At 65.2% G+C, this 23,840-nt stretch carries 18 protein-coding genes; 3 read left to right on the top strand and 15 right to left on the bottom strand.

Annotated elements, in window-relative coordinates; genetic code table 11:
- Positions 1 to 11 precede the first annotated feature (11 nt).
- From OKA04_RS11800 to OKA04_RS11770, 7 genes are all read right to left on the bottom strand, one after another.
- On the bottom strand, positions 12 to 809 hold the full coding sequence (locus tag OKA04_RS11800) for a c-type cytochrome (RefSeq protein ID WP_264501366.1): 798 nt from the start codon (positions 807 to 809) through the stop codon (positions 12 to 14).
- A gap of 35 nt (positions 810 to 844) precedes the next feature.
- Complete coding sequence (locus OKA04_RS11795) at positions 845 to 2,227, bottom strand: hypothetical protein (protein WP_264501365.1); 1,383 nt, start codon at positions 2,225 to 2,227, stop codon at positions 845 to 847.
- Positions 2,228 to 2,240: 13 nt separating this feature from the next.
- The gene (locus tag OKA04_RS11790) at positions 2,241 to 2,939 is read right to left on the bottom strand and encodes a c-type cytochrome (RefSeq protein WP_264501364.1); all 699 of its coding nucleotides are present in this window, start codon (positions 2,937 to 2,939) and stop codon (positions 2,241 to 2,243) included.
- 45 nt (positions 2,940 to 2,984) lie between these two features.
- Positions 2,985 to 3,578, bottom strand: coding sequence for a DUF3341 domain-containing protein (locus OKA04_RS11785; protein WP_264501363.1), 594 nt, complete (start codon positions 3,576 to 3,578; stop codon positions 2,985 to 2,987).
- Between the two features lie 40 nt (positions 3,579 to 3,618).
- Positions 3,619 to 5,112, bottom strand: coding sequence for an NrfD/PsrC family molybdoenzyme membrane anchor subunit (nrfD, locus tag OKA04_RS11780; protein WP_264501362.1), 1,494 nt, complete (start codon positions 5,110 to 5,112; stop codon positions 3,619 to 3,621).
- Positions 5,113 to 5,157: 45 nt separating this feature from the next.
- On the bottom strand, positions 5,158 to 8,487 hold the full coding sequence (locus tag OKA04_RS11775) for a TAT-variant-translocated molybdopterin oxidoreductase (protein ID WP_264501361.1): 3,330 nt from the start codon (positions 8,485 to 8,487) through the stop codon (positions 5,158 to 5,160).
- 69 nt (positions 8,488 to 8,556) lie between these two features.
- Positions 8,557 to 9,276, bottom strand: a complete 720-nt coding sequence (locus OKA04_RS11770) for a cytochrome c3 family protein (RefSeq protein WP_264501360.1) — start codon at positions 9,274 to 9,276, stop codon at positions 8,557 to 8,559.
- 790 nt (positions 9,277 to 10,066) lie between these two features.
- Here OKA04_RS11770 and OKA04_RS11765 point away from each other — a divergent pair.
- Complete coding sequence (locus OKA04_RS11765; RefSeq protein WP_264501359.1) at positions 10,067 to 10,777, top strand: EF-hand domain-containing protein; 711 nt, start codon at positions 10,067 to 10,069, stop codon at positions 10,775 to 10,777.
- A gap of 78 nt (positions 10,778 to 10,855) precedes the next feature.
- Here the strand turns inward: OKA04_RS11765 and OKA04_RS11760 are convergent, their stop codons facing one another.
- From OKA04_RS11760 to OKA04_RS11725, 8 genes are all read right to left on the bottom strand, one after another.
- Complete coding sequence (locus OKA04_RS11760) at positions 10,856 to 11,176, bottom strand: hypothetical protein (RefSeq protein WP_264501358.1); 321 nt, start codon at positions 11,174 to 11,176, stop codon at positions 10,856 to 10,858.
- Positions 11,173 to 13,533, bottom strand: a complete 2,361-nt coding sequence (locus tag OKA04_RS11755) for a S1 family serine peptidase (protein WP_264501357.1) — start codon at positions 13,531 to 13,533, stop codon at positions 11,173 to 11,175. The genes OKA04_RS11760 and OKA04_RS11755 overlap by 4 nt, the downstream gene beginning before the upstream one ends.
- Positions 13,534 to 13,600: 67 nt before the next feature.
- The gene (locus OKA04_RS11750) at positions 13,601 to 13,987 is read right to left on the bottom strand and encodes a hypothetical protein (protein ID WP_264501356.1); all 387 of its coding nucleotides are present in this window, start codon (positions 13,985 to 13,987) and stop codon (positions 13,601 to 13,603) included.
- Positions 13,984 to 14,172, bottom strand: a complete 189-nt coding sequence (locus tag OKA04_RS11745) for a hypothetical protein (protein ID WP_264501355.1) — start codon at positions 14,170 to 14,172, stop codon at positions 13,984 to 13,986. Before OKA04_RS11745 ends, OKA04_RS11750 begins: the two co-directional genes overlap by 4 nt.
- 49 nt (positions 14,173 to 14,221) lie before the next feature.
- Positions 14,222 to 14,785, bottom strand: coding sequence for an anthranilate synthase component II (locus tag OKA04_RS11740; protein WP_264501354.1), 564 nt, complete (start codon positions 14,783 to 14,785; stop codon positions 14,222 to 14,224).
- Between the two features lie 2 nt (positions 14,786 to 14,787).
- Entirely contained in the window at positions 14,788 to 16,302 is a 1,515-nt protein-coding gene (trpE, locus tag OKA04_RS11735) for an anthranilate synthase component I (RefSeq protein ID WP_264501353.1), read from the bottom strand.
- Between the two features lie 104 nt (positions 16,303 to 16,406).
- Complete coding sequence (locus OKA04_RS11730) at positions 16,407 to 17,711, bottom strand: BPL-N domain-containing protein (RefSeq protein ID WP_264501352.1); 1,305 nt, start codon at positions 17,709 to 17,711, stop codon at positions 16,407 to 16,409.
- Between the two features lie 108 nt (positions 17,712 to 17,819).
- Positions 17,820 to 19,985, bottom strand: a complete 2,166-nt coding sequence (locus OKA04_RS11725; RefSeq protein ID WP_264501351.1) for a PQQ-dependent sugar dehydrogenase — start codon at positions 19,983 to 19,985, stop codon at positions 17,820 to 17,822.
- A gap of 254 nt (positions 19,986 to 20,239) precedes the next feature.
- Between OKA04_RS11725 and OKA04_RS11720 the strand changes: the two genes are divergently transcribed.
- Together OKA04_RS11720 and OKA04_RS11715 are read left to right on the top strand one after the other, a co-directional pair.
- Positions 20,240 to 21,007 (top strand): RNA polymerase sigma factor, encoded by a 768-nt coding sequence (locus tag OKA04_RS11720; protein WP_264501350.1) that lies wholly within the window; start codon positions 20,240 to 20,242, stop codon positions 21,005 to 21,007.
- 110 nt (positions 21,008 to 21,117) lie between these two features.
- Positions 21,118 to 23,838 (top strand): WD40 repeat domain-containing serine/threonine protein kinase, encoded by a 2,721-nt coding sequence (locus OKA04_RS11715; RefSeq protein WP_264501349.1) that lies wholly within the window; start codon positions 21,118 to 21,120, stop codon positions 23,836 to 23,838.
- Positions 23,839 to 23,840 lie beyond the last annotated feature (2 nt).

Genomic DNA, 23,840 nt, shown 5'->3' with positions numbered 1-23,840 from the left:
ATCTGGTCGGATCAGGGCTTGATCAGGTCGGCCTCGGTCAGCATGGACTTGCCGACTTCGGAGCGGAGCATTTCGACCTGCTCGGGCAGCACCGGTGCCGCCTTGTTGCCGAAGCTGTTGCGGATGTAGGTGAGCACCGAGGCGATGGTCTCGTCATCCTGCGTGGCGATGATCGGGGTCATCGGCGCGAGCGGGGTGTAGAGCTGGCCCTTGATGTGCATCGGGCCCTGCAAGCCGCGGAGCTGGATGCGGATGAGATTGGAAACCGGGCCCGTCACCCACTCGGACTCCGCGAGCGGAGGCCCCACCGGACCGCCTTCACCGGCAGCACCGTGGCACGCCATGCACATCGCATAGGTGGCCTGACCCTTGGCCATCACGGCGGGGTCGATCGGGGTGTCGGCCGCAGGGGTCTTTGCGTCCACGAGGGACATGTCAGGACCCTTCTGGTTGTTCCTGTCTTCCTGGGTGTCGGAGCCCGGAACGATCTGTGCGTCGTCCTTCACCGGAGCGGGCTTCTGGGAAACCAGCGACTCGCCGAGGTGGGCGAAGATGTCATGCGGCGGGACCTGCACGGTCTTGCCCTTCTCGACTTCCTTGTAAGCGAAGCCCGCGGCCTGGGCCTCGTCGGTCGTCTTGCGGAATTCGTAGCGGGCCTTGGCAGCCTCTTCTTCCAGCGGATTGTGCTCCGAGGTATCGGAAGAGAAGAGCTTCAGCGCGAGCACGATGACGCCGAAGAGCGAGAAGACACCCACCGCCCAGAAGAAGGCGGAGAAACGTGCCAGAGGATTGTCGCTGGTGGAGGACATTTGGAAAGATGCCAGGTAAGGGGTGCCGGGGCGGATCAGTTCGAAACGTTGGCGGATTCGAGGATGCGCGGGTCGCGGTGCGGGTAGGTCGCGGTCTGCGTCAGGGCACGCAGGTAGAAGAAGATGAAGCCGGAGCCGATCGCCACGAAGGCGAGGATGTCACCCCAGAATGCACCGGGGACGGACGTGGAGACATTCAGGAAGTCGGCCAGGCGCTTGTCGCCCGCGAAAGCCATGCCGTAGAGCGAGACGGAGCGCTCCGGGATGGTGATGATGTAGTGATCCAGCGCATGCATCACCAGCGTGTAGCCGGCCATGATGGAGAGCGTCTTCGAGTTCTTCTTCAGCCAGGCCTGCAGCAGGATGACGAAGGGGATGACGAAGTGGCCGAAGACGAGCGCGATGCTGGCGGTATTCCAGTCGCCGGTGTTGCGGATCAGGAAGTAGGTCGTTTCTTCCGTGATGTTCGCATACCAGATCAGCATGTACTGCGAGAAGCCGGTGTAGGCCCAGAAGACGGTGAAGGCGAAGAGCAGCTTGCCCTTGATGTGGAAGTGCTCCGGCGTGACGACGTGCTTCAGGTAGCCCGCGCGCTGCATCAGGGTGGCGGTGATGATGATCACGGCCATCGAGTTCAGCGCGGTGCCCGCGAAGATGTAGACACCCCACATGGTGGAGAACCAGTCGTAGCGGAGGCCGCTCAGCCAGTCGATGGCGGCGAAGGTGATCGTGATCGCGAAGATGATCAGCGTGTAGGTCGAGTGAAAGCGCGCCTTGAAGAGGTTCTTCGTGGTCGGGTTCGGATCGGTGTCCTGGTTGACCGAGAACTTGCGCAGCGTGTGGATCACCAGACCGAGGCCGATGAAGTAGAAGAAGAAGCGGGCATACCAGGCGAACTGGTTCATGTACCACTGCTTGTTCACCAGCAGGGCCTCATGCTTCGCGGTCAGCGCCTGCTCCATCGAGTCGGTGCCGTAGAAGCCGAAGAGCGAGCCGATATTGCCCTCGAAGATCGCGCCACCCGCGGCACGGTGCGTGTTCATCCACTCGAAGAGCCATTGCTGGACCGAGGGCACAAGCAGCGGCCAGGCGAAGATGAACATGAAAGGGAACACGTACCCGAGATTCTCCATGATGCGGCGGACCGAAGTCCCCCACCCCGAGTTCGAGACATTGTGCAACAGCGTCCAGAAGCAACCGCCCGCGGCGAGCGTGAAGAAGAAGAACAGCGCGAAGAGCCAGGAGTAGGCAAATGGCGCGGCGATATTCGGCTTGGCACCGAACAGCAGGTAAGCGCTGATCAGGCTGAGCAGAAGGGACGTGTAGCCGGCGATGCGCTTGACGGCCTCGACCTTCGAGCTGACGAGGCGTTCGCCGTCAACCGGGATATCGGCGGAAGTGACGTGGTGGTGTGCCATCTGGGAAAGGGAATTACTGGGCTTGCGCGGGCGCTGCGGGGACGGCCTTGTCGAAGACATCCTTCACGACGTCGTAAGGTGCCTTGCGTGCGAGTTGCAGGGCGCGGACGTAGGCGACGATCGCCCAACGGTCGCGCAGGGCGATGTTGTGCTTGTAGGCGGCCATGTTGCCCTTGCCCTCGGAGATCACGTGGAAGAGGCGGCCGTCCGGGTAGACGGCCTGCGCGTAGGTGTCCTGCGTGAGATTGGCAATGCCGGGGATGCCGAAATGACTGGTCATGCCCTGTCCGTCGCCCGACTTGCCGTGGCAGATCGCGCAGTTGACGTTGAAGGATTCTTCACCGCGCTTGAGGAAGGCGCCCACGTTCTCGTTCGTGAGGTGGAGCTCTTCCGGCATGCCATTGGCGAAGTAGTCCTCGATGCCGCCGGTGGCGAGGTGGCTGACGGGGCCGCCGAACTCAAGCTCGGGGATGCCGCCGAATTCCTTCAGGCCTTCCGGATTCAGACCGAGTGCCTGGGTGCCGTGGACGGGCAAGCGCGCGCCTTGGCCATCGGCGAAGAACTCGCTCGGCTTCTGGGGCTTGAGCTTGTCCTGCTCGTCCATGTCCGGGAACAGCCGGATCGGCGTGTCCGGGGACTTGCTGCCACGCACCGGCATGAGGCCGATGAAGAGCGCGGCGATGATCGCGTAAGCGAGGAAGAAGTATTTCACGACTGGAGATCTGAAATGGGGAACCGGTGATCTGGAATCCGAGGATCAGTCCTCTTCTTCGACGAGTTCGATGCTCTTGCCGCCGATCTCCTCGAGGAGTTGGCGGGTGCCTTCTTGGTTGAATTTCGGGTCGCGGGCCTCGACGGCGATGAAGAACGCATCGTCGGTCGCGCGGTGGAACTGGCGGCTCGCGAAGAGCGGGTGATTCAGGCGCGGCAGCTTCATCAGCGCGAGCAGGCCGAAGAGCGTCGTGAATCCCGAGAACAGGATCGTCAGCTCGAACATGATCGGGAAGAAGGCCGGGACGGTGAAGATGTTCGCGGGCTTCGCCTGCACCACGGTCGGGTAGCTCTCGATGGCTTTCGTCAGGCCCGGGATCCAGCCCCAGATCTCGGTCTGGGTGGCGGAGGCGAGGAAGAAGCCGGTGAGGAGACCGAGGGTGCCGCCGCAGAAGACGAACCACGGCAGGATGGAGCGCTTCATGCCCATGGCGGCGTCGAGGCCGTGCACGGGATAGGGCGTGTGGCAGTCCCATTTGCGGTAGCCGGCGTCGCGCACCTTTTCCGCGGCCTTGTAGAGGGCGGAGGCGCTGCCGAATTCGGCCAGGTAACCGTAAACGCGTTTGCGGGTAGTACTCACTGTTGGAAGTGCCAAGTAAGAAGTTCCGGTGTGCAGGGGATCACGCTTTGGCCTCGGTGGCCTTCGAGTGCAGCTCGTGCTGGTATGCCTCCTCGACGGCGACGCCGTGGTCCGGGTGGTCGTGGTGATCGTCGAAATGCGGGTCGGACTCGCGGAGGGTCCACTTCACTTCCGCGATGTTGATGCAAGGCAGGAAGCGGAGGAAGAGCAGGAAGAGCGTGAGGAACATGCCGATGGTTCCCACGAAGAGGAAGATCTCCACGAAGCTCGGCGAGTAGGTCTTCCAGTCGCCCGGCAGGAACATGCGGGTCAGCGTGGTGACGATGATGACGAAGCGCTCGAACCACATGCCGATGTTCACGAGCATGGCGACGATCATGATGACCCAGAGGTTCTCGCGGCATGCCTTCCACCAGAAGACCTGCGGGGCGATCACGTTGCAGAACATCATCGAGACGTAAGCCCACCAGTAAGGACCGGTGATACGGATGCGGAAGGCCTCCATCTCGTAGAGCGCGCCCGAGTAGTAGGCGACGAAGAGCTCCATCAGGTAGGCGTAGCCGACGATCGTGCCCGTGAGCAGGATGATCTTCGCCATGTTGTCGATGTGCTTCATCGTGATCACGTCGTGCAGGCCGTAGAGCTGGCGAGCGGGGACCATGATGGTGAGCACCATCGCGAAGCCACCGAAGATGGCGCCTGCGACGAAGTAGGGCGGGAAGATGGTGGTGTGCCAGCCGGGGACCACCGAGGTGGCGAAGTCGAAGGACACGATGGAGTGCACCGAGAGCACCAGCGGGGTGGAAAGGGCCGCCAGGAGCAGGTAGGCCATTTCATAGTGGCTCCACTGACGGTTGCCGCCGCGCCAGCCGAGGGAGAAGATGCCGTAGAGGGTCTTGCGCAGGCCGGGCTTGCAGCGGTCGCGGATGGTCGCGAGGTCCGGCACCATGCCGATGAACCAGAAGATCAGCGAGATGGTGAAGTAGGTCGAGACGGCGAAGACGTCCCACAGCAGCGGCGACTTGAAGTTCTGCCAGATCGAGTTGGCATTCGGGATCGGCGCGAGGAACCACGCCATCCAAACACGGCCGACGTGGAAGGCCGGGAAGATACCGGCGCACATCACGGCGAAGATGGTCATCGCCTCCGCCGCGCGGTTGATGGACGTTCGCCAGTTTTGCCGCGTCAGGAAGAGCACGGCGGAGATCAGGGTGCCGGCGTGGCCGATACCGATCCAGAACACGAAGTTCGTGATGTCCCAGCCCCAGAAGACGCGGTTCGACATGCCCCAGACGCCGACACCGGTCGAGACGAGGTAGGTCAGGCCGAGGCCGACGCCCAGTGCCGCGATGATGGCGGACGGGATGAAGAGCAGCCACCAGAGGAAGGGCTGGCGATTCTCCACCACGCTGCAGATGCGCTCGGTGATCCAGTGGTAGGAGCGGCCGTTGAGAATCAGCTTCTCGCGCTCCAGGACCGGAAGTTTCGGTCCCTGGCGGGGAGTGCTCGGCGCGTGTTCGGTGGCAGTGGCCATGATCGAGAGGAAGAAGAAAGACTGAACTCGTGGGACTGACCGGGATCAGTGCATGTGGATGGTGGCTTTGCCGACGAACTTGGAGTCCGGCATCTGCGCATTCGGGTTCTTGACGCGGGCCAGGTAGCTGGTGCGCGGCTTGGTGCCGATGTAGTGGAGCAGGTCGTAGTTGCGCTCGCTCGCCTTGGCGCGGTTCATCGCCGACTTGTCACCATCGAGAAGGTTGCCGAATTCGATGCCACCGGCCGGGCAGGCCTCCTGGCACGCGACCCGCAGGCCATCGACGGAGACACGCAGCGTGTTCTCGGTGACGCCGGAGTCCGGGGATGCCTTGCCGGAGAGCAGGGCCTCCTGCTTCTGGCCGCGCTTCTGGCGGATGACGGCATCCTTCAGGCGCTGCACGCAGTAGGTGCACTTTTCCATCACGCCGCGCATGCGGACGGTGACGTTCGGGTTGCGCTGGAGGTGCGGCGCGGTGCCGACCTGCTTCTCGCCGAGAGGACCCTTGTAGAGGTTGTGGGCGACGAGCGGGTTGCGCTTGTTGTAGTCGAAGAAGTTGAAGCGGCGTGCCTTGTAGGGGCAGTTGTTCGCGCAGTAGCGGGTGCCGATGCAGCGGTTGTAGGCCATCGCATTCAGGCCGTCCTCGGTGTGGACCGTGGCATTCACCGGGCAGACGGTTTCGCACGGGGCGCTCTCGCACTGCACGCAGGAGACCGGCTGGCAGATGAGCTCCGGGTTGCCCGGGTCGAAGGTGTTCTCCTTGTCGATCGCGTAGTAGCGGTCCATGCGGACCCAGTGCATCTCGCGGCCCATGGCGACCTGCTGCTTGCCGACGATCGGGATGTTGTTCTCGGCCTGGCAGGCGATGAGGCAGGCATTGCAGCCCATGCAGGAGGACAGGTCCACCGTCATGGCCCACTGGTGCAGCTTGTCGCTGAGGTGCGGGGTGGGCTTGCCATCCGCGCCCTTCACGCCTTCCTGCTTGTAGAGGGAGATGTTCGGCGGCGCGTGGCCGTCGTTGCCTTGAAGCTTCACATTGTGGAGCTGCTCCTCGAAGCCGCCCTTGTGGTCACCGGAGTCGATGGTCGAGATCTCGCGGGCGAGCGCACGGCCATACATGGCGTGGTGCTCCTGGATCACGGCCAGCGGGTAGCGCTTGTTCGCATTCTCCACGACCGCGCCGGTGGCGTAGTAGGAGGTGGCGGTGGTGCGCAGCGGGTAGGCATTGAAGCCGGAATTCATGCCGACCTGACCGGTGGTGCCGGTGTGCTTCGGTCCGCGGTTGAACTTGTCCTCGTCATCGAAGCCCTGGCCGTAGCCGAGCGGGAGGACGATGGTGTTTTCGGACTGGCCGAAGGAAATCATCACCGCGATTTCCAGTTCCGCGCCATTCAGCTTGATGCGGATGACCGGACCGGTGCGGTGCTCGCCTTCGCCGTCCTCGCCGACGCCGGCGCGCTTGTGCTCCAGTGCCACGATCTCGTCATAGAGACCGAGGTCCTTTGCGGTCTGCGGCGCGATGAGCGCGGCATTGTCCCAGCAAAGCTTGGAAATCGGATCGGGAGCTTCCTGCAGCCAGCCGTTGTCGATCCAGCGGCCGTCGTAAACGGAGGCGTCGGTCGCGAAGACGACCTCAAGGCCTTCAGCCGAAGCGGTCGGCAGGGTCACCTTGCCCGCAGGCAGCGTGACGGAAGCGGTCTCGTAGGAAGTGCCGGGCTGGAAGCCATCGCGCAGGAGCTTGCGCCAGGCCTCGGTGCTCTTGCCGCCGACCGCCGCGAAGGTCTTCTTGACCTCGGTGTAGGCGGGGGAAGGAGCGCCGGCCTCGCCTTCGCCGGTGACGAGCTTGCCCTCGTCGGTCAGCAGGGCGGAGAGGATTTCCAGCTCGCTCGCGCACTCGTCGTAGAGCGGCAGGATCATCGGCTGCACCACGGTGTAGACACCGTTCACGGTGCGGGCGTCCGACCAACTCTCGAGGTAGTGGCTGGCGGGCACGTGCCAGGTGGCGGCACGGGCGGTGGCGTCGGTGCGCTCGCCGAGGTGGATCACGGTCTTCGCCTTGGCAAAGGACTCGGCGATCTTCAGATCGGCCGGGGCATCGAGGACGGGGTTGCCCGGGGTGAGGAGGAAGAGGGTGTCGAGCGTGCCGCCGTCGAGATCCGCCTTGAGCTTGGCGATGTCGCCGAAGCCTTCGTTCTCGGTGCGGACGTAGCGGAGGGCCTTGCCTTCGCCGGTGTTGCCCAGCTTCTCATTGATCGCGGCAGCCAGGATGCGGATGCCTTCCGGCAGACGCGAACCGGCGAGCACGATCGCCTTCGATCCGGCACCCTGCAGGTCGGCGACCAGCGGCTTCAGCCAGGAAATGACCTTCTCATCCGTGGTGGCCTCGGAAGGCGTGACCTGCGAGACGCCGAGGGCGGCGGCGATGTAGGCGGTGATGCCGGCGATCTGGCTCGGCTTCACGCGCAGGCGGTGATCCGCCATGCCACCGGTGAGCGAGAAGGCGCTCTCGATGGCATACATGCGGTTCATCGCCGCGGCATCCGGCTTCTTCGAGTAGTCTCCGCCCTCAGGCTTGCGGCGCTGGAAGAACGGGATGGTGGAGCCGTGGAAATCGAGCGAGGCGAAGTCGCAATCGAGCGCGAGCACCCGGTCGGCCTTCGAGAAATCCGCCACCGGGCGGACGCCGTCGCCGAGGAAGGGCGACGCGCTGGTGAGTGCCTCGTAGCTGTAGAACTGCGCGGCGGGGAATTTCGCCACCAGCTCCTTGGCCAAGCGGGCGCGGGTCGGGGAGACGTCTTCACCGAAGACGAAGCCGATCTTCGCAGCCTTGTCGGCGGCCAGGGTGGCCAGCACGGCCTCGAATTCACCACGGGCGACCGGCTTTCCCTGTTTCAGGGTCTTGCGCGAGCGCGATGGCGAGTATAGGTCGAGGATGGAGGCTTGGGTGAAGGAATCCGTGCCGCAAATGTCCGGATGCAGGCTGTTCGGAGCCAGCTTGGTCGGACGGCCTTCGAAGGTAGTCACCACCAGCGGCACCGCGCCGGAGGCGGACGGGCGGCTGGATGCGTAGTAGGTCGCCTTGCCGGGGATGACCCACTCGGGCGCCTTGTTGTAAGGGACGATGTAGCTTTCCGGGCGGCGGCAGGCAGCGAGGCCGAAGCCGGCCAGCGCCGTCGAGGCACCCATGAGCTTCAGGAAGGAACGGCGCGAGGTCTCGGCGTCCTCCTGGTTGTTCATTTCCGCGACTCCCTGCGGGAATTCGCGCTCCATCCACGTGCGGAAGGCCGGGGTGTCCTCGAGCTGGCCGACGCCACGCCAAGAGACGGTGGTTTCACCGGCGGGGACTTCGGGATGTTGCCAGATGCGTTTGCTCATGGGCTAGTGCGGGCGGGCGGGATTGCGGAAAGGGGATGAAAAAAGAAACGGAAGAGCGGGCGGATCGGATCAGTGGTGGCAGGTCGCGCAGCTTTCCTTCGGTGCGATCTTCCAGTGCTCCTTGAGCTTCAGGCCGAGGTCCTGGGTGGTCTTCACCCCGGCGTCCTTGGTGTACTTCGAGACGTCGGCGTCGCTGTACTTCAGGTTGTAGACTTCCTCGAGCGGCCGCAGGTGCTTCTCAGGCTCGCGGTGGCAGTCGAGGCACCAGCCCATCGAGAGGCTGTGCTCCTGGTAAACGACTTCCATCTGGTCCACCCGACCGTGGCAGCTCTGGCAGGAGATGCCGCGATTCACGTGCGCGGAGTGGTTGAAATACACGTAGTCCGGCGTCTTATGGATGCGGACCCACTCGATCGGCTTGCCGAAGTCCGGGTGACGCTTCGACGGGTCGGTCGGATCGGGATCGATCATGCGGTCACGCAGCGGCTGGAGCTTCGGGCTGTCCTTGGCGACGTGCTGGTGGCAGTTCCAGCAGGTATTGTTCGTCGGGACATTCGAGGTGCCGGACACATCCACGAAGGAGTGGCAGTAGCGGCAGTCGAGGCCGAGCTGGTCCACGTGGATCTTGTGGGAGAAGGGAATCGGCTGCGACGGCTGATAGCCCTCCACGAGGGTCTTTGGCGTCGCGTAGTAAGAAACTGCAAACACCGCTCCAACCGCGACCGAACCGGCACAAACGGCGATTTTCAGCGGCAGCAAATTGGTCCAGCGAGGGAAGAAATTGGCCATGACGTAGGTGCGTCTGTTCGTGCTCGGCGAGGAAATTTAGGGCGCTTGTGAAATTTTTCACAAGCTCTTTCGCGACCCATTCCGTGGGGATCTGGCGGCGCGGGCGCGGAGTCTGCAAACCGCTCTCGGCACTGGCAACCGGAAAAACGGATAGAATTCCAAAAAACCTGCGCAACCCCAATTGCGGACGACCGGATCAGGCTGGAATCCGCCCCGGCAAGAGTCGCTTCCTATTATAAGAAGGGGGCCGGGGACCGAATGCGCGCCTGCGCACTACCCGATGGTTCTCACGGGACGATCACCGCTTTTCCGACCCATTCGCGGGCCGATGACACGGAAAATCCCGGGCGAGATCGGGAAATCGCCAAGACCGGAAGCCTCTCCCCTCCCCTAGGAACTCCCTTTTTCCTCCCACGCGTTTCCGACACCCCTTCGTGACTGATGCGACCAGACGGCCCGGACAGACCACCGCGAAGCAAAAGCTGTGAAATCCGCCGCCAAATTCGCCACGGCAGCTCGTACCGCATCACGGAAGTCGTGTAAGGCCTCCATGTAGGGTGTGTAGGGGAGCCGTGTAATGGAGACAAGCCATTGATCCACATGGATCGCGCTCACCGCAACCGATGACCGGCGATCACTCCGCCCTCAACTCATCTAACAGATTCCAACCATGTCGATCAACAATTGTGTCACATTGGATTATGAAAATCGTGTGAATTCATCTTCTTTCCGGGAATTTCTCTTGCTCGCCCCACACATGTGCGGATAGCCCGCACGTCGCATCCGCAAGATGCAGCACAATACCATGACCAATCGTAACAGCACCCTTATCAGCGGCCTGCGCACCGCCGCTGTCGCTCTCACCTTCAGTGGAGCTGCCTTCGCTGGACTCGTTCTGAGCCCGGGTACCATCGACTTCAACGAAGCCGATACGGATGAATCCGGTGGCCTGACCGTCGAGGAGTACACCACGACCCTGCCGGAAGGAACCTCCAACCAGAAGATCAAGCGCTCCTTCAAGAAGGCTGACACCGACCGCTCGGGACTTATCTCCCTGAACGAGTACCTCATCGCCGTCGGCGAAATCGAGCCGCCGACGAAGGAAGAGATCTCCTTCGCCGCCGCTGACGAAAACAGCAACGGCTCGATCAGCCTCGAGGAGTTCTACGACACCTTCGGCAACACCGTCCCCATCGAGATCATCAAGCGCTTCCTCAAGGCTGACGCCGATGAAAGCAACGGCCTCTCCCTCGCGGAGTGGACGCTCTACAAGAAGGGCAAGGCAAAGGGCCCGGAAGGCGCGAAGTACTACAAGTTCGACCTCGCCGACCGCGACAACAACGACGAACTCACCATGGCCGAGTTCGCCCTGACCTTCCCGAAGAACGCCAAGGAAACCACCGTGGCCAAGAAGTTCGCGAAGGAAGACTCCGACGACAACGGCGTCCTCACCCGCGACGAGTGGAACCCGGGCGCACCGAAGGTGCAGCCTGTGCTCTGATATCCAGCAGTTTGCGCATCATGCGAGGGAACGGCGGGCAACCGTCGTTCCCTTCTTTTTTCCAGGCGGGTGGAAAGGTCAGACCGCGTCTCCCGAGCCCTTCCAATTCAGGCCCTTGCGGTCGCGCCATTTGCGGAATTCCGCGAACTGCTCCTTCTTCGGAAGGTCGCTCCGCGAAGGATCCTCGGCGATGAATTCCGCGAACAACTTCTTCTGCTCGCCGGTCGCTTCCTTCCGCTCCGCAAGCTCCTGGGCCGCGGGTGACGAGGCGGGCGGGGCGATCTGCCGCGACAGGCCGGAGACCCGCGAGGAAAGCCGCAGCAGGATGACCAGCAGCACGAGTTGCAGGGACAGCACCGCACCAAAGGCGGCAGGCAAAAACCAGGGTTGATCGGTCATGGAGCAGCAGATGTCTTGAGGATGAAGGGGCCTTTTTCAAGGCGCTCGTAGGTCGTGGCCCTGATGAAATAGCGGTGTCCCGCGCGTGCAAGGAATTCGACCCGCGCATTGTCACGGACGCCATCGGGCCCGCCGGAATCGCCCTCGGTGACCACGGTCAGATCGGAGGCATCGAGCACGGTCAGGTAGGCGTCGAACTTCGCGGATTCCAAGGTGACCGCCACCCTCTGGTCGGCGGTCGTTTCGTCGAGCAGGTAGTCGTACTTGAAGGTGGCGTAGCGGTCGTCGAGTTCACTGGAGCCGGTCAATTTCCCGCTCACTGAGCTTCCGATGCCTATCCCGCCGAGCGGGCTTTTCTTCGCACCGGGCACGGGCGAGGTGGCGGCCAATTGATATGTCCCGACGTCCCTCTCCACCGCGGAGGAAGTGCGCAAAAGGTACGTCTTTCCCGGGACGGGCAGGAATCGCAGCCCGGCGTCATTCTTTTTGCCCGCGAAGTTGTCATTTGCAGCAATCATCTGGCCGCTCTCCCCATCGATGAGTGACAGGAAATCGTCGATTTCCTTCAAAGGCCGCCCTTTTGAAGTCATGCGGACCTCCAGCAGCCGCCCGGCAGGCAGGGCCGCGAGGTCGAGCCGGTAGTCATCCTTGAAGAAGAAGCTCCCCGGCAGAAAGAAGGGGTCAGGGAGCTCGTCGCCGGCCAGCGTTCCGACCAGTGGCTTCGCCCGCGGGGCGGCCAAGGGCGGCATGGCAGCGAGAGCCAGCGGGTCGAAGACATTGAGCTGATACCTGCCCGCCTCGCCGCTGTCCGTGGTGGTCACCCACACCCGGTAGCGGCGCCCTCCTTCCGGGGTGAACTCATGCCACTCGTCCGTCCCGCCGACGCCAATGCCCTGATTGCCATCGATATCCACGATCGTGCCACCGGCACCGAGCCCTTGAATCCTGAGCATCGCCTTGAAATCCGTCGAGCGCAGCGAGATCGCCACCCGCCCCGTGCCGGGCGGGAAATCCAGCGCGTAGGTCTGGTAGATCTGCCCCTGACTCCTCCGGTCCTGCGAGCCGAGCTGGCCGGTGGCCGTGCCGGGGAAGGCCAAGGGCCGATTCCCCGGCACGAAGTCGCGGGAGATCTCAACCCGCACGCGATAGACCCCGTGATCCGCCGACAGCGGGAGCCGCCAGGCGGAGAGGATCATGACATCGTCCAGACGCGTCATCCCCCAGTCTCGGGCGGCCACCGGGGACCACGGGCCCGCATCGGTCGCCGCATGCTCCAGGATGTAGTCCGCCTCCGGAGCCACATTCGGACGCAGGTAGCGGATCCGGAGGTAGTTATCGACGACGGTCCGCTCGATGACGCCCCCATCGGGCAGCGCCCATTCCTCGAAATTCGTCCAGCCGTCGCCGTCGGGATCGAGATTCTCGCCGCTGCGCCCGTTCGCCCTCTCCCACGCGGCGTAGTTCGGCCGGATGTGGCCGGTGATGAAGTCGCGGAAATTCCCGATGCGCGTGTAGATCCCGTACGCGCCCGGCTTCGCACAACCGGCTCCGAAGCTCACCACCCCCGCCTGCATCCAGCCGGGCTCGTGGGGAGACGGCACGATCAACGGGCCTCCGCTGTCCCCGTAGCAGGCGTCCTTCCCGCCCGCAGCGACTCCGGCGGGCAGCATGTTTTGCGTCAGGGTTCCGCTGTAGACGGGCGTGGCATTCGCGACCGCCAGATCCACGAGCGGCAGCTCCACCTCTTGCAGGCGGTTCGGATAGCTGGAGGAACCCGCGCTCGTGGTGCCCCAACCCGTCACGGTGGCGAGCACGCCAGGGATCTCCTGCGAGCGGTCGTCGATCAGAGGGATCACCGTGCCGTCCGCGGGCTCCGCCAGCCGCAGCAGGGCGTAGTCCGCGTCCATCGTCGCGGTATTGTAGGTCGGCGAGAGGATGATTTCCGTGACGGCGATGCGCCGCGCGTCACCGCCGGGATTTGAGAGATCGGTCGCGCCGACCAGCACGTCGAGATCCTCCGCGCGGCTGCCGAGCACACAATGCGCGGCCGTGAGCACCCAGTAGGGATGGATCAGCGAGCCGCCGCAAAAATGGGCATCGAACTCATCCGGCTCGCCTGCATCCAGTATCCCGACCATCCACGGATACTCGCCATCGGCCGCGGCCCGCCCGCCGACGACCCGCGGCACGGGGCCGAAGCCTTCCTTCTCCAGCTCCGCCTCGATCTTCGCCCGACCCGCCCGCCGCTCCTTCGCCGTGGGATGCCGGCTCTCCATCACCAGATGCTTGTCGGCGAGGGACGGGACGGCACTCGCCGCCCACACGACGAGGGCGGCAATGGAGACAATGCGGAACATCCCTCCCAGATTCGCCGGATCAGGCGAAAGGTCGAGTGGAGTTTGCGGTCAGGACTTCCACGATTTCCTACGACAAGGAGGCGCAGAAATCCCGGAACGCACGGATCTCATCATCCCCCGCCACGCCCGCCACGATGTGACCGGCGAGGCTTCGGACAATGTGTTCCTCCTCTTCAGGCAGATTCAGGCGTCTGACCAACACACGGGCAATCGCGGAGAAGGTGTTGCCGTTGAAGTTGGTGAAGGGCGCAAGCCGGTGGCATCTTCGGCAAAGATCGATCACCTGATACAGGTCCATCTCTTCGCTCCTCGAGCTCTGCCAGAGAGCCCGGGTCGCCTCATGACCGTCAGATGTCGGACCGTGATGCGCGGACTTGGCCTGACAGAGGGCTTCGTTCTGAGCACAGACGAACTCCCACGTGAAAGCCTCCAGCCATCGCTGGTTTGAACTCATTTCGCTTGGCGGCGGGATTCGCGGATCTTTCGCAACTCCTCCACGCCTTCGCTCTTCAGATAGCCCTTTCCGGTTTTGGCGTAGATGGGTGCAGCCGAGAACCGGTGTTGAATGGCCAAGCCTTCCCTCAAGACCTCTTCGAAAAGAGGATCATTCCTGAAATCCGGTTTCTGCTTCTCAGCCATTCCGCAACTTACGACCAGCGACCGCGCATTGCAAGACCGCCCCTCGCGGTCACATCGCGAGGAAGTTCTCCAGGATGCGCTTGCCGTCCTGCGTGAGGATCGACTCGGGGTGGAACTGCACGCCATGCACCGGGTGCTCCTTGTGGCGGAGGCCCATGATGACGTCGTCCGCGGTCCAGGCGGTGACCTCCAGGCAATCCGGCAGAGTCTCCCGCTTCACGATGAGCGAGTGGTAGCGCGTGGCCTCGAAGGGACTCGGCAGACCGGCGAAGACGCTCTTCCCCTCGTGCAGGATCGGCGAGGTCTTCCCGTGCATCAGCTTTTCCGCACGGATGACATCGCCGCCATAGACCTGGCCGATCGACTGGTGGCCGAGGCAGACGCCGAGGATCGGCGTCGTGGGGCCGAGCTTTTCGATCAGCTCGCAGGAGATGCCCGCCTCATTCGGCGTGCAGGGGCCGGGGGAAATGCAGATGCGCTCGGGCCGCAGGGCCTTCACGTCGTCCACCGTCAGCGCGTCGTTGCGCACGATCTTCATCTCCGCCCCGAGCTCGCCGAAGTATTGGACGAGGTTGTAGGTGAAGGAGTCGTAGTTATCGATGATGAGAAGCATGGTCAGTCCTCCAGCGTTTTTGCGAGGGCGATCGCGCGGAGCATTCCCTTCGCCTTGTTGACGGTCTCTTCGTACTCGTAGGTCGGATTCGAGTCCGCGACCACGCCGGCACCGGCCTGCACGTAGGCCTTGCCGTCCTTCAGGAGGCAGGTGCGCAGGGTGATGCACGAGTCGTGGCCACCATCGAAGCCGAAGTAACCGACGGCACCGGCGTAGGCGCAGCGCTTGCTCTTCTCCAGCTCGTTGATCACCTGCATCGCGCGGATCTTCGGCGCGCCGCTCACCGTCCCGGCGGGGAAGGTCGCGCGCAGCACGTCGTAGCTGCTGTGCGTCTCGTCCAGCGTGCCGGTGACATTCGACACGATGTGCATGACGTGGCTGTAGCGCTCCACGATCATGAAATCATCCACGCGCACGCTGCCGTGCTTCGCGATGCGGCCCACGTCGTTGCGCGCCAGGTCCACCAGCATCAGGTGCTCGGCGCGTTCCTTCGGATCGGCGAGCAGGTCGTCGGCCAGCGCGTCGTCTTCCTCCGGGGTCTTCCCCCTCCAGCGGGTGCCGGCGATGGGGCGGATATCGATGCGCCCGCCGATGGCACGCACATGCACCTCCGGCGACGAGCCGACGAGGGAGAAGTCGCCCAGTTCCAGGATGAACATGTAGGGCGAGGGATTCACATGCCGCAGCGCGCGGTAGAGATCCACCGGCGAGCGATGGAAGTCCGTGGAGAAGCGCTGGCTCGGCACGAACTGGAACACGTCACCCGCGGCGATGTATTCCTTCCCGCGCAGCACCATGTCCTCGTACTCCGCCTGCGTCGTATTGCTCTCGGCCGGGGCCGCCTCGACCGGCGCGAGGCCGTTCAGGGCGGGCACGTGGAGCGGGCGGTTCAGCATTTCCACGATCGCGCAGATCTTGCCGCGGGCGGCCTCGTAGGCTTCCAGCAGGCTTCCGTGATCGCCGGTGAAGGCATTCGCGATGATCTGGAGGCGGCGCAGGCGCTGGTCGAAGACGATCAGCGTGTCCGCCAGCATGAAAACGGCATCCGGGATGCCCAGCTCGTCCTTCGGCGCGGCAGGCACCGTGGGCTCGAACTGGCGGACCGCATCGTAGGCGAGGAAGCCGATCAGACCGCCGCAGAAGGGCGGCAGATTCCCGTGCGACACCGGCTTGTAGGGAGCCATGTGGCGCTGCAGGGCGGCGAGCACGTCGTCCTCCACGGTGACCTCTTCCACCGAGGAGCCCTCGCGGATCACGAGGTCCTTGTCGCGGGCCTCGATGACACGGCGCGGGTTCGTCCCGATGATCGACCATCGTCCGCTCTTGTCCGTGCTTTCAGCGCTCTCGAGCAGGAAGGAATGCCGCGCGTCGCGCACCTTGAGGTACGCCGACAGCGGCGTCTCGAAGTCCGCAGCGAGCTGGGTGTAGAGCGGGACCACATTGCCCTGCTCGGCCAGCTTGCAGAAGGACTCGAACGACGGTTCGACCGGGATGGAATTCACAACGCGCGGGAGCATGGCGGCGAACGGACCGCACGCAAGCCCGCAGCAAGCCGCTGCCGCACGAATGGCCGGTCACGCCGGATGCGCCGGGGAAATCCCGGAAAGACAACCCGCTTTCCTCATTCCACAGGCACCGCGGCCTGCTCTCCGGCCCAGCGAACCATGCCCGTGAAGTGCGTGGAAGGGCTGGGCGAGCGCTCGCAGTGCGTGCTGGTGAGGACCACCCTGCCCTCCCCATGAAGGCCGGAGATGACCGCGGGCGTGCCCTCCAGCTTGTATTCGCCCCGTTCCGCGTGGGTCTCGTTGCGCGTGAAGCTGGCCCAGACGTCGATCTTCCCGGCTCCCTTTTCCATGATGCGGAAGGTCGGGCCGCCATGCAGGTCGGCCTTTTCCACGCGCTCCGCCTCGCCGAGCGCCCCGGCGCGCCACTTCAGCGGCGTCACGCACTCCAGGGCGGTGCCGCCGGTCGTCACCGGGAGCAGGCCGAGATATTCGAATTTCCCGGTGGATGTGCTGCCGAGAAAGGCCCCCGCGCAGATGCCGACATATCCCCCGCCCTGCCGGACGAAATCCACCACGAGGGCACGGCCTTCCTTGCCGAGTGCCTGCGATTCCAGGCTCGCCTTGCCCCCGCCCATCACCAGCACGTCCGCATGGTCCAGCGCGCCCTGCAGGATCTCCGGCACGCCCACCAGCTCCACGCGCAGCGCGGCATCTTTCGAAAGCCTCGACCGCAACCACGCCGGTTCGCGGCCGATGGAATTCTGCGCGCCCATGTCATCGAATACCGCCACCCGGATCTGCCCTTCTTTCTCATCCGGGAAAATCCTCAGGCCGCCCGCTAACTCGTCCGTCATGTCGAGGTGACGGAGAAAGGTGTGCGCGGCGGCCCGCAGCTCGCGCTCTTGAAGGGCCGGTCGCAGGCCCGCGCCCATCTCGATGCGGGCATTCGTCGTGACCACGGTCTCGCGGGCACCGCTCTCCGCAGGCAAGGCCCGCCAGTCCTTGCCCTTCACGCCGGTCATGGAGCGGAGCGCATTCAGCATCGCCACCGCCTCTTCTCCGCCGCCCTGCACGGTATCCCCGCGGAACTGCGGATCGTAGGCATGGGTGTCCTCGTCCTTCCGGAAAACCAGCACCCGGGCGTCGCCGAAGCGCTCCTTCAACGCAGCAATCCCCGGTGCCTTCTCCCATCCCACCTCCCCGCGGTCGTGCGGGCGCGCGAGCACCAGACGACCCCGCTCCGGCGGATCGCACCGGAGCTGCCGCAGCACGTGGGAGCCCGCGCCCTCCTCGGGCGCGTGGATCAGGGCGACAGGTCCGGGGCGGCCGGAGTCGAGCACCAGAAACTCCACCTCACCGCGGGCGCAGGTCAGGAGGAAGATCCCTCCACAGGATATCAGCAAACGGGCGAGTCGTTTCATGTCAGGCAGGCAGTTCCCGGCGGGTGATCGCGGGGAGATTTCCCGAAGTGCTAGCCACCCCGCCCTGCCTTTACCCCCACGTTTCTTGCGACGAATCCGTCGGTTGGCTCACTTCGCTGCCACGCGAATCCGCGCCGCGGTGTGACCGGGTGCCTCGGCGGTGATTTCCCAGGCACCGCCCGCAGCCGCGTTGGCCGGGGCCGGGGCGAGGGCGAGCTTGCCCTGCGCCGTGCCACGCGTCTCCGCCATACCCTCGGCGAGGCCGAGGATCGCACGGACCAGGGTCTCTCCCTCCGCATCGTTGACCGCGATCTGCGGGGGCATCGGGACCTCGCCCCACACGCCTCCGCCGCCGGTCTTCAGCTTGCCTTGGAGCTTCGCCGCCGCATCGGACTCGCCACGGTATTTCATCGCGACGTCGAGATAGGCCGGGCCGACCGAGGGCTTGTCCACCTGATGGCAGGCGAGGCAGAGCTTCGCGGTGACCAGCTTCTCGATTTCCGAGGTGAATTGCGGTCCGCCCGCATCATGGCCGGTCGGCGGGATGTAGCGGGCGCGGACGACGAGCTTCGCCGGATCTCCCGCTCCCTTCACCGAGAAGGCCAACTCCTCGCCGAAGCCGAGCTTGTCCGGCTTCGCGGTGAGATCGAATTCCAGCGCGGGCAGCGATTGCTCCGCCACCAGCGGGATGCGCGCGACCGAGACCGCACCCTTTGCATCCGTGGCCACGGCGCGCAACTCGGTGCCGGGACGCGATGGCGAGATCGACGGACCGCCGCCGAGACGCGTCTCCCCCGCACCCTCGGTGAGCCACCAGTCGATGGTCACCTCGTCGCCGTCAGGGTCGCTGGCCGTGGCGTGGAAGACCGGACCGTCCGCCTTCACCGTCACCACCGGCGGCTTGTTCCCATCGGCGGGACGCAGGCGGCGGATGCGGCCGTCCCTGTTGAAATACCAGTCCGTGCCGTACTCCAGCAGCCACAGCGTGCCATCAGCGGCAGCCTCCAGGTCCATGGGGTGCTTCAGCCCGTCGATGAGCGGCTCCAGCTTTTCAAGCTTCTCCCCCTCGCCCAGCTTCGCCTTCCAGATCTTGCTGCGCATCCAGTCGTAAGTCAGCAGCGTGTGATCGTCCTCCTTGCCGAGCAGGTTGTACTTCCTGCCGGGGTCATGGTAGAAGACAGGCCCCGCCATCGCATTGCGGCCGCCGCTGCCCATCACGGGGAATTCCGGGCTGTCGCCATAGGGATACCAGATGAAGGCCTTCTGCGCCGGCGGCAGGTCCACCAATCCGGTGTTGTGCTTGCCGGGATTCTTCGGCGCGGCGGGATCGGTCATCGCGCCGGGCTTGCCGGTGGTGAAGTCGACGATCGGGTAGGGCTTGTTGTCCGCGATCACGAAGGGCCAGCCGAAGTTGCCCGCCTTCTTCGCCTGGTTCACCTCGTCGTGGCCCTGCGGACCCTTCGGCCCGGGATTGCTGGCATCCGGCCCCACCTCGCCCCAGTAGAGGACGTTTGTCTTCGGATCGATGGAGATGCGGAAGGGATTCCGGCAGCCCATCACGTAGATCTCCGGGCGGGTCTTGTCCGTGCCGGGCGGGAAGAGATTCCCCTGCGGGATCTCGTAGCCATCCTCGGTCGGGCGGATGCGGAGGATCTTCCCGCGCAGGTCATTCGTATTGCCCGCGCTGCGCATCGCATTCGCGTGGTCGCGGCCGTCCCGGTCATCGATGGGAGCCACGCCGTCGCTCTCGAAGGGGTTCGTATTGTCCCCGGTGCTCAGGTAGAGCAGGCCGTCCGGACCGAAGGCCAGCGACCCGCCATGGTGGCAGACGCGGTCGCGGCGGTCCGAGGCGACGTCGAGCAGCACCTTCTCCGACGCGGGATCGAGCACGCCGCTCTTCAGCTCGAAGCGCGAGAGGCGGTTCAGCATCTTTTCCGGGTGGCTGTAGTAGAGGTAGAGCCGGTGGTTCTCCGCGAATTTCGGATCGAGCGTCAGCCCCATCAAGCCGTCCTCACGGGCCCACGGCGTGTCCTTGTCCGTCTCGCGCAGGGCCGTCACCGCGATCTCCCCGATCACGAAGACACCGCCGGTGGACGGGCGCACGCGCAGGATGCGGCCCTCGCGCTCCACCACGAAAATGTCACCGTCCGGTGCCACGGCCAGCTCCATCGGGTCGCGCAGGTTTTCCGCGAAAAAGGTGCTTTCGATATCTGCGGCGGATGCCGACGGGACGGACGCGAGCAGGGCGAGGGATAGGGAAACGGCGGGGCGCATGGTGGGTTCCCTACCAATACGGCGCGGGAAGTCCGTCGTTTCAAGCCCCGAACCCGGGGAAAGGATCACCCGGCATCGCTCCGGGGGCCTTCGATCGAAAAGGGGCGCTTGCCCCCGGGCGTGCCGTGGGAGGACGGCACAGCCCCGGGGAACAAACGAGGAGGGGAAAACCGGTGTCAGTGAGCGCTAATATCCGGTCTCGCTGTGTTTCACCCCTTTTCCCGCGGAGGATTACCGGGAATTTTACAGTGCGCGTGATTTCTTTCGTGGCATGGTGGCAGCGCCCTATGCCGATGGCGTCCGATGACATCCCGCCTCCCGCGCGTTTTGCCACGACGCGATGGACGGTGCTGGGAAATGCCGGGGAGGCATCGCACCGGGACCAGGCATGGGATCACTTCTGCCGCGCCTACTGGTTCCCCGTCTATGCCTACATCCGCCGCCGCGGGGAGGGCCCGGACGAGTCGAGCGACCTGACGCAGGCTTTCTTTGCAAAGCTGATCGAGCAGGACTGGCTCTCCCGCGTCGAGCGGCGGGACACGCGCTTCAGCACGCTGCTGATCACCGTGCTGAAGAACTTCCTGATCAAGCGCCACCACCGGGACCACGCGCAGAAGCGCGGCGGCGGCGAGCAACCGGTCCCGCTGGACCTGGCTGATGCCGAGCGGTGGTTCGGCCTGGAGCCGTCGATGCAGGAGACGCCGGAAAGCCTCTTCGAGAAGCGCTGGGCGCACGCAGTGATGGAGGCGGCGCTGGCCCGGCTACGGGCAGAGTGCGAGGCGGCGGGACGGGCAAAGGCATTCGAAGCGCTCGGCCCCTTCCTCTCGCGGGAGCCGGGCGCGGGCGACTACGAGACCGCCGGGGCGCGGCTGGGCATCCAGCCCCGCAGCGTGGCCGTGGCGGTGCACCGGCTGCGCGCCGACTTCCGGGCGATGGTGCGCGAGGAGGTCGCCGCCGGACTGCGGGACGAGGAGATGGTGGACGAGGAAATGCGAGCCTTGGCCGCGGCGCTCGGGGGCTGACCGGGCCACTGGCAATGCCACATCTTCCGGACCAGCCCATCTTTATCCTGCCCCCGACGGCAGAGTGATGCGTATGTAATCGCGCCGATCCGATGAGGAGTAATCCGGAGATGACCGCCCCCACCCCCGCGCCATGCCCGACCTGCGGGGAGGTGATGAATGGCGGCCCATGCCCGCGGTGTCTCTTCGCCGTCTCATTCGGCCCGGAGGTCACGTCCGAGGAATCCACCCCGTGGACCCGCATCGGCAACTGCGACCTGCACGAGGAGATCGGCCGCGGCGGGATGGGCGTGGTGTATCGCGCGTGGCAGCCCGGCCTGGACCGCGAGGTGGCGGTGAAGGTGCTGCGGCACGCCCGCTTCGCCGGTCCCGAGGAGAGGATGCGCTTTCACCGCGAGGCGAAGGCCGCCGCCCGGCTGAAGCACCCCGGCATCGTGGCCATCCACGACATCGGCGAGGACGAGGGCGTGCCGTGGTTCAGCATGGAGCACCTGCCCGGGAAGAATCTCGAGCAACTCGTGCGCGAGCACCCGCTCGCCGCAGAGGATGCCGCGGACCTGGTGCGACGGGTGGCGGAGGCGGTGCAGCACGCGCACGACCATGGCGTGCTCCATCGCGACCTGAAGCCGTCGAACATCCTGCTCGACAGGAATGGCATGCCGCGCGTCACGGACTTCGGCATCGCGCGCATCGATGGACGCGGCGTGGAAGAACTCACCGCCACCGGGCAGGTGCTCGGTTCGCCCGGCTATGCGGCACCCGAGCAGGCCTTCGGCGGCGAGGCAAATGCCCGCACCGATGTCTATGGGCTGGGCGCGCTGCTCTATCACCTCCTCACCGGCCGCCCGCCCTTCCAGGCACCCACGCTGGATGCGATCCTGATGCAGCTCCGCGATAGCGAGCCGCTCTCGCCCCGGCAACTGAACCCCACCGTCGCCCGCGATCTGGAGACCATCTGCCTGAAGTGCCTGCGCAAGGACTCACCGCAGCGCTACCCTTGGGCAAAGGCGGTGGCCGACGATCTCGCGCGCTTCCTTTCCGGAGAGCCGATCCGCGCACGCCCACCCACCCCTGCCGAGCGGGCCTGGCGCTGGGGGAAGCGCCGCCCGTGGACCGCCGTGCTGGTCGCGGCCTGCGGGATCCTGCTGACCACCCTTGTCTTCGGCTCGCTGGCCGTGGCGCGCCGCGAGCACCGCGAGGAAAGGCGCGTCACGCTGCTGGCCATGTCGCGCGAGGCCCGGGCGGAGCGCCTCGGTGGATCGCGTGCCCGGGCGCTCGCAGCCATCACAGAGGCTTGGCAACTGAAGCCGTCCGCGGAGTTGCGCGAGGAAGCGATCGCCGCACTCGCCATGCCGGGCATCCGCTTCCTGCCAAAGATCGGCGGAGAGTTCCCCGTCCCTGCCGCCCTCACGGTAATGGACAGCTCCGGAAAACGCCGCGCCACGGTGCGGTCGCAGCCCGAGGCAAATGCGGACTTCATCGAGATCCAGGCGCTCGCCGATGGCGCGGTGCTGCACCGGCTGGAGTTCCCCCACCGGATCACATGTCTCGATTGGTCCGGCGAGTTGCTCGTGGCAGGAGGCAGGGAGATCCGCCTGCTGCACGTATGGGACACCATCACGGGCCAGCGCCTGCATCGCTTCAGCGGTCACAATGCCGACCTCGAAGCCGTCTCGTTCCGCCCCGGCGGCCAGGAATTCGTGAGCATCGCGCGCGACGGGATGCTGCGGCTGTGGCACGCCGGGCTGGGTGAGGAGATCGCGCGGCTGAGCGGGCTGCCCGAACACGCCGGGCCGGTCGCGTGGTCGGAAGGCGGCCGCGTGCTGAAGGTGCGCCGCTCGGATGGCAGCGCGGTCGATGGCTTCCGCTTCGCGTGGCCGCTCTCGGTGACCATCGTCGGCCCCGGTGCGGCGGAGCCCCGTTCGGAGAATCTGCCGACCCTGCATCTCGATGCCGACGGACGCCACGCGGTGACGGTGGACGAGACCGCCTGCCGCCTGTGGTCGCTCTCCGAGGGACGCGAGCTGGCCCGCTTTCCAAAGACCGGCACGGAGTGGATCTCCGCTGCCTTCACGCCGGACGCGCTGTGGCTCGCGGGATGGAATGCCGGCCTGCGGAAGATCCCGCTCACACCGGGCGACCTGAAGCCGAGCACGCCTGCGCTCTCTCCCGGCCCGCTGCTGGTCGCCTCGTCCCGGGACGGCAGTCATCTCGCTCTCACGCAAAACGAGCAGCGCCCCGCGGATGACCGCATGCTGCTCGTCTCCACCTCCGACCTCTCCACCCGGAATCTGCCGCAGATGGATCCTTTCTGCGCGGCCTTCTCACCGGATGGAAAGCAGCTCGTCACCGGCAGCTTCCGCGCTGCCGGGGCGACGCTCCACACCTTGGAAACCGGCGAGCACCGGACGCTCGATCACACCGGCCTGGTGCTGGGAGCCCGCTTCTCCGATGACGGTCGCCAACTCTGGCTGTGGGGCGATCACGCGGTGACGCGCTGGGACACCGCGACGTGGAAGTCGCAGACCATCCATGCCGGTCAGGCCCCGCTCGCCCTGGCGATCTCGCCGGATGGCCATCTCGCCGCGAGCGCCACCCGGCGTTTCGTGATCCTCCACGACGCGCGCGATCTCTCGCAGATCACGCGGCTCGAGATTCCCGCCGCCGCAGGCGAGGCAGGCATGCCGACCATCGCCTTCAGCCCGGACGGCAGCCACCTCGCCATCCACGTCGAGGACGGCGGAGTGATCTCCTGGGACCTGCCCGTGCTCCAAGCGGAACTCGCGAGGTGGGGCATGGAATGGAAGGGCCCGCATGCTCCGGACCGGTGATC

Source organism: Luteolibacter flavescens (assembly GCF_025950085.1).
Taxonomy (GTDB): Bacteria; Verrucomicrobiota; Verrucomicrobiia; order Verrucomicrobiales; family Akkermansiaceae; genus Haloferula; species Haloferula flavescens.
This window is presented reverse-complemented; position numbering and strand designations above follow the sequence as displayed.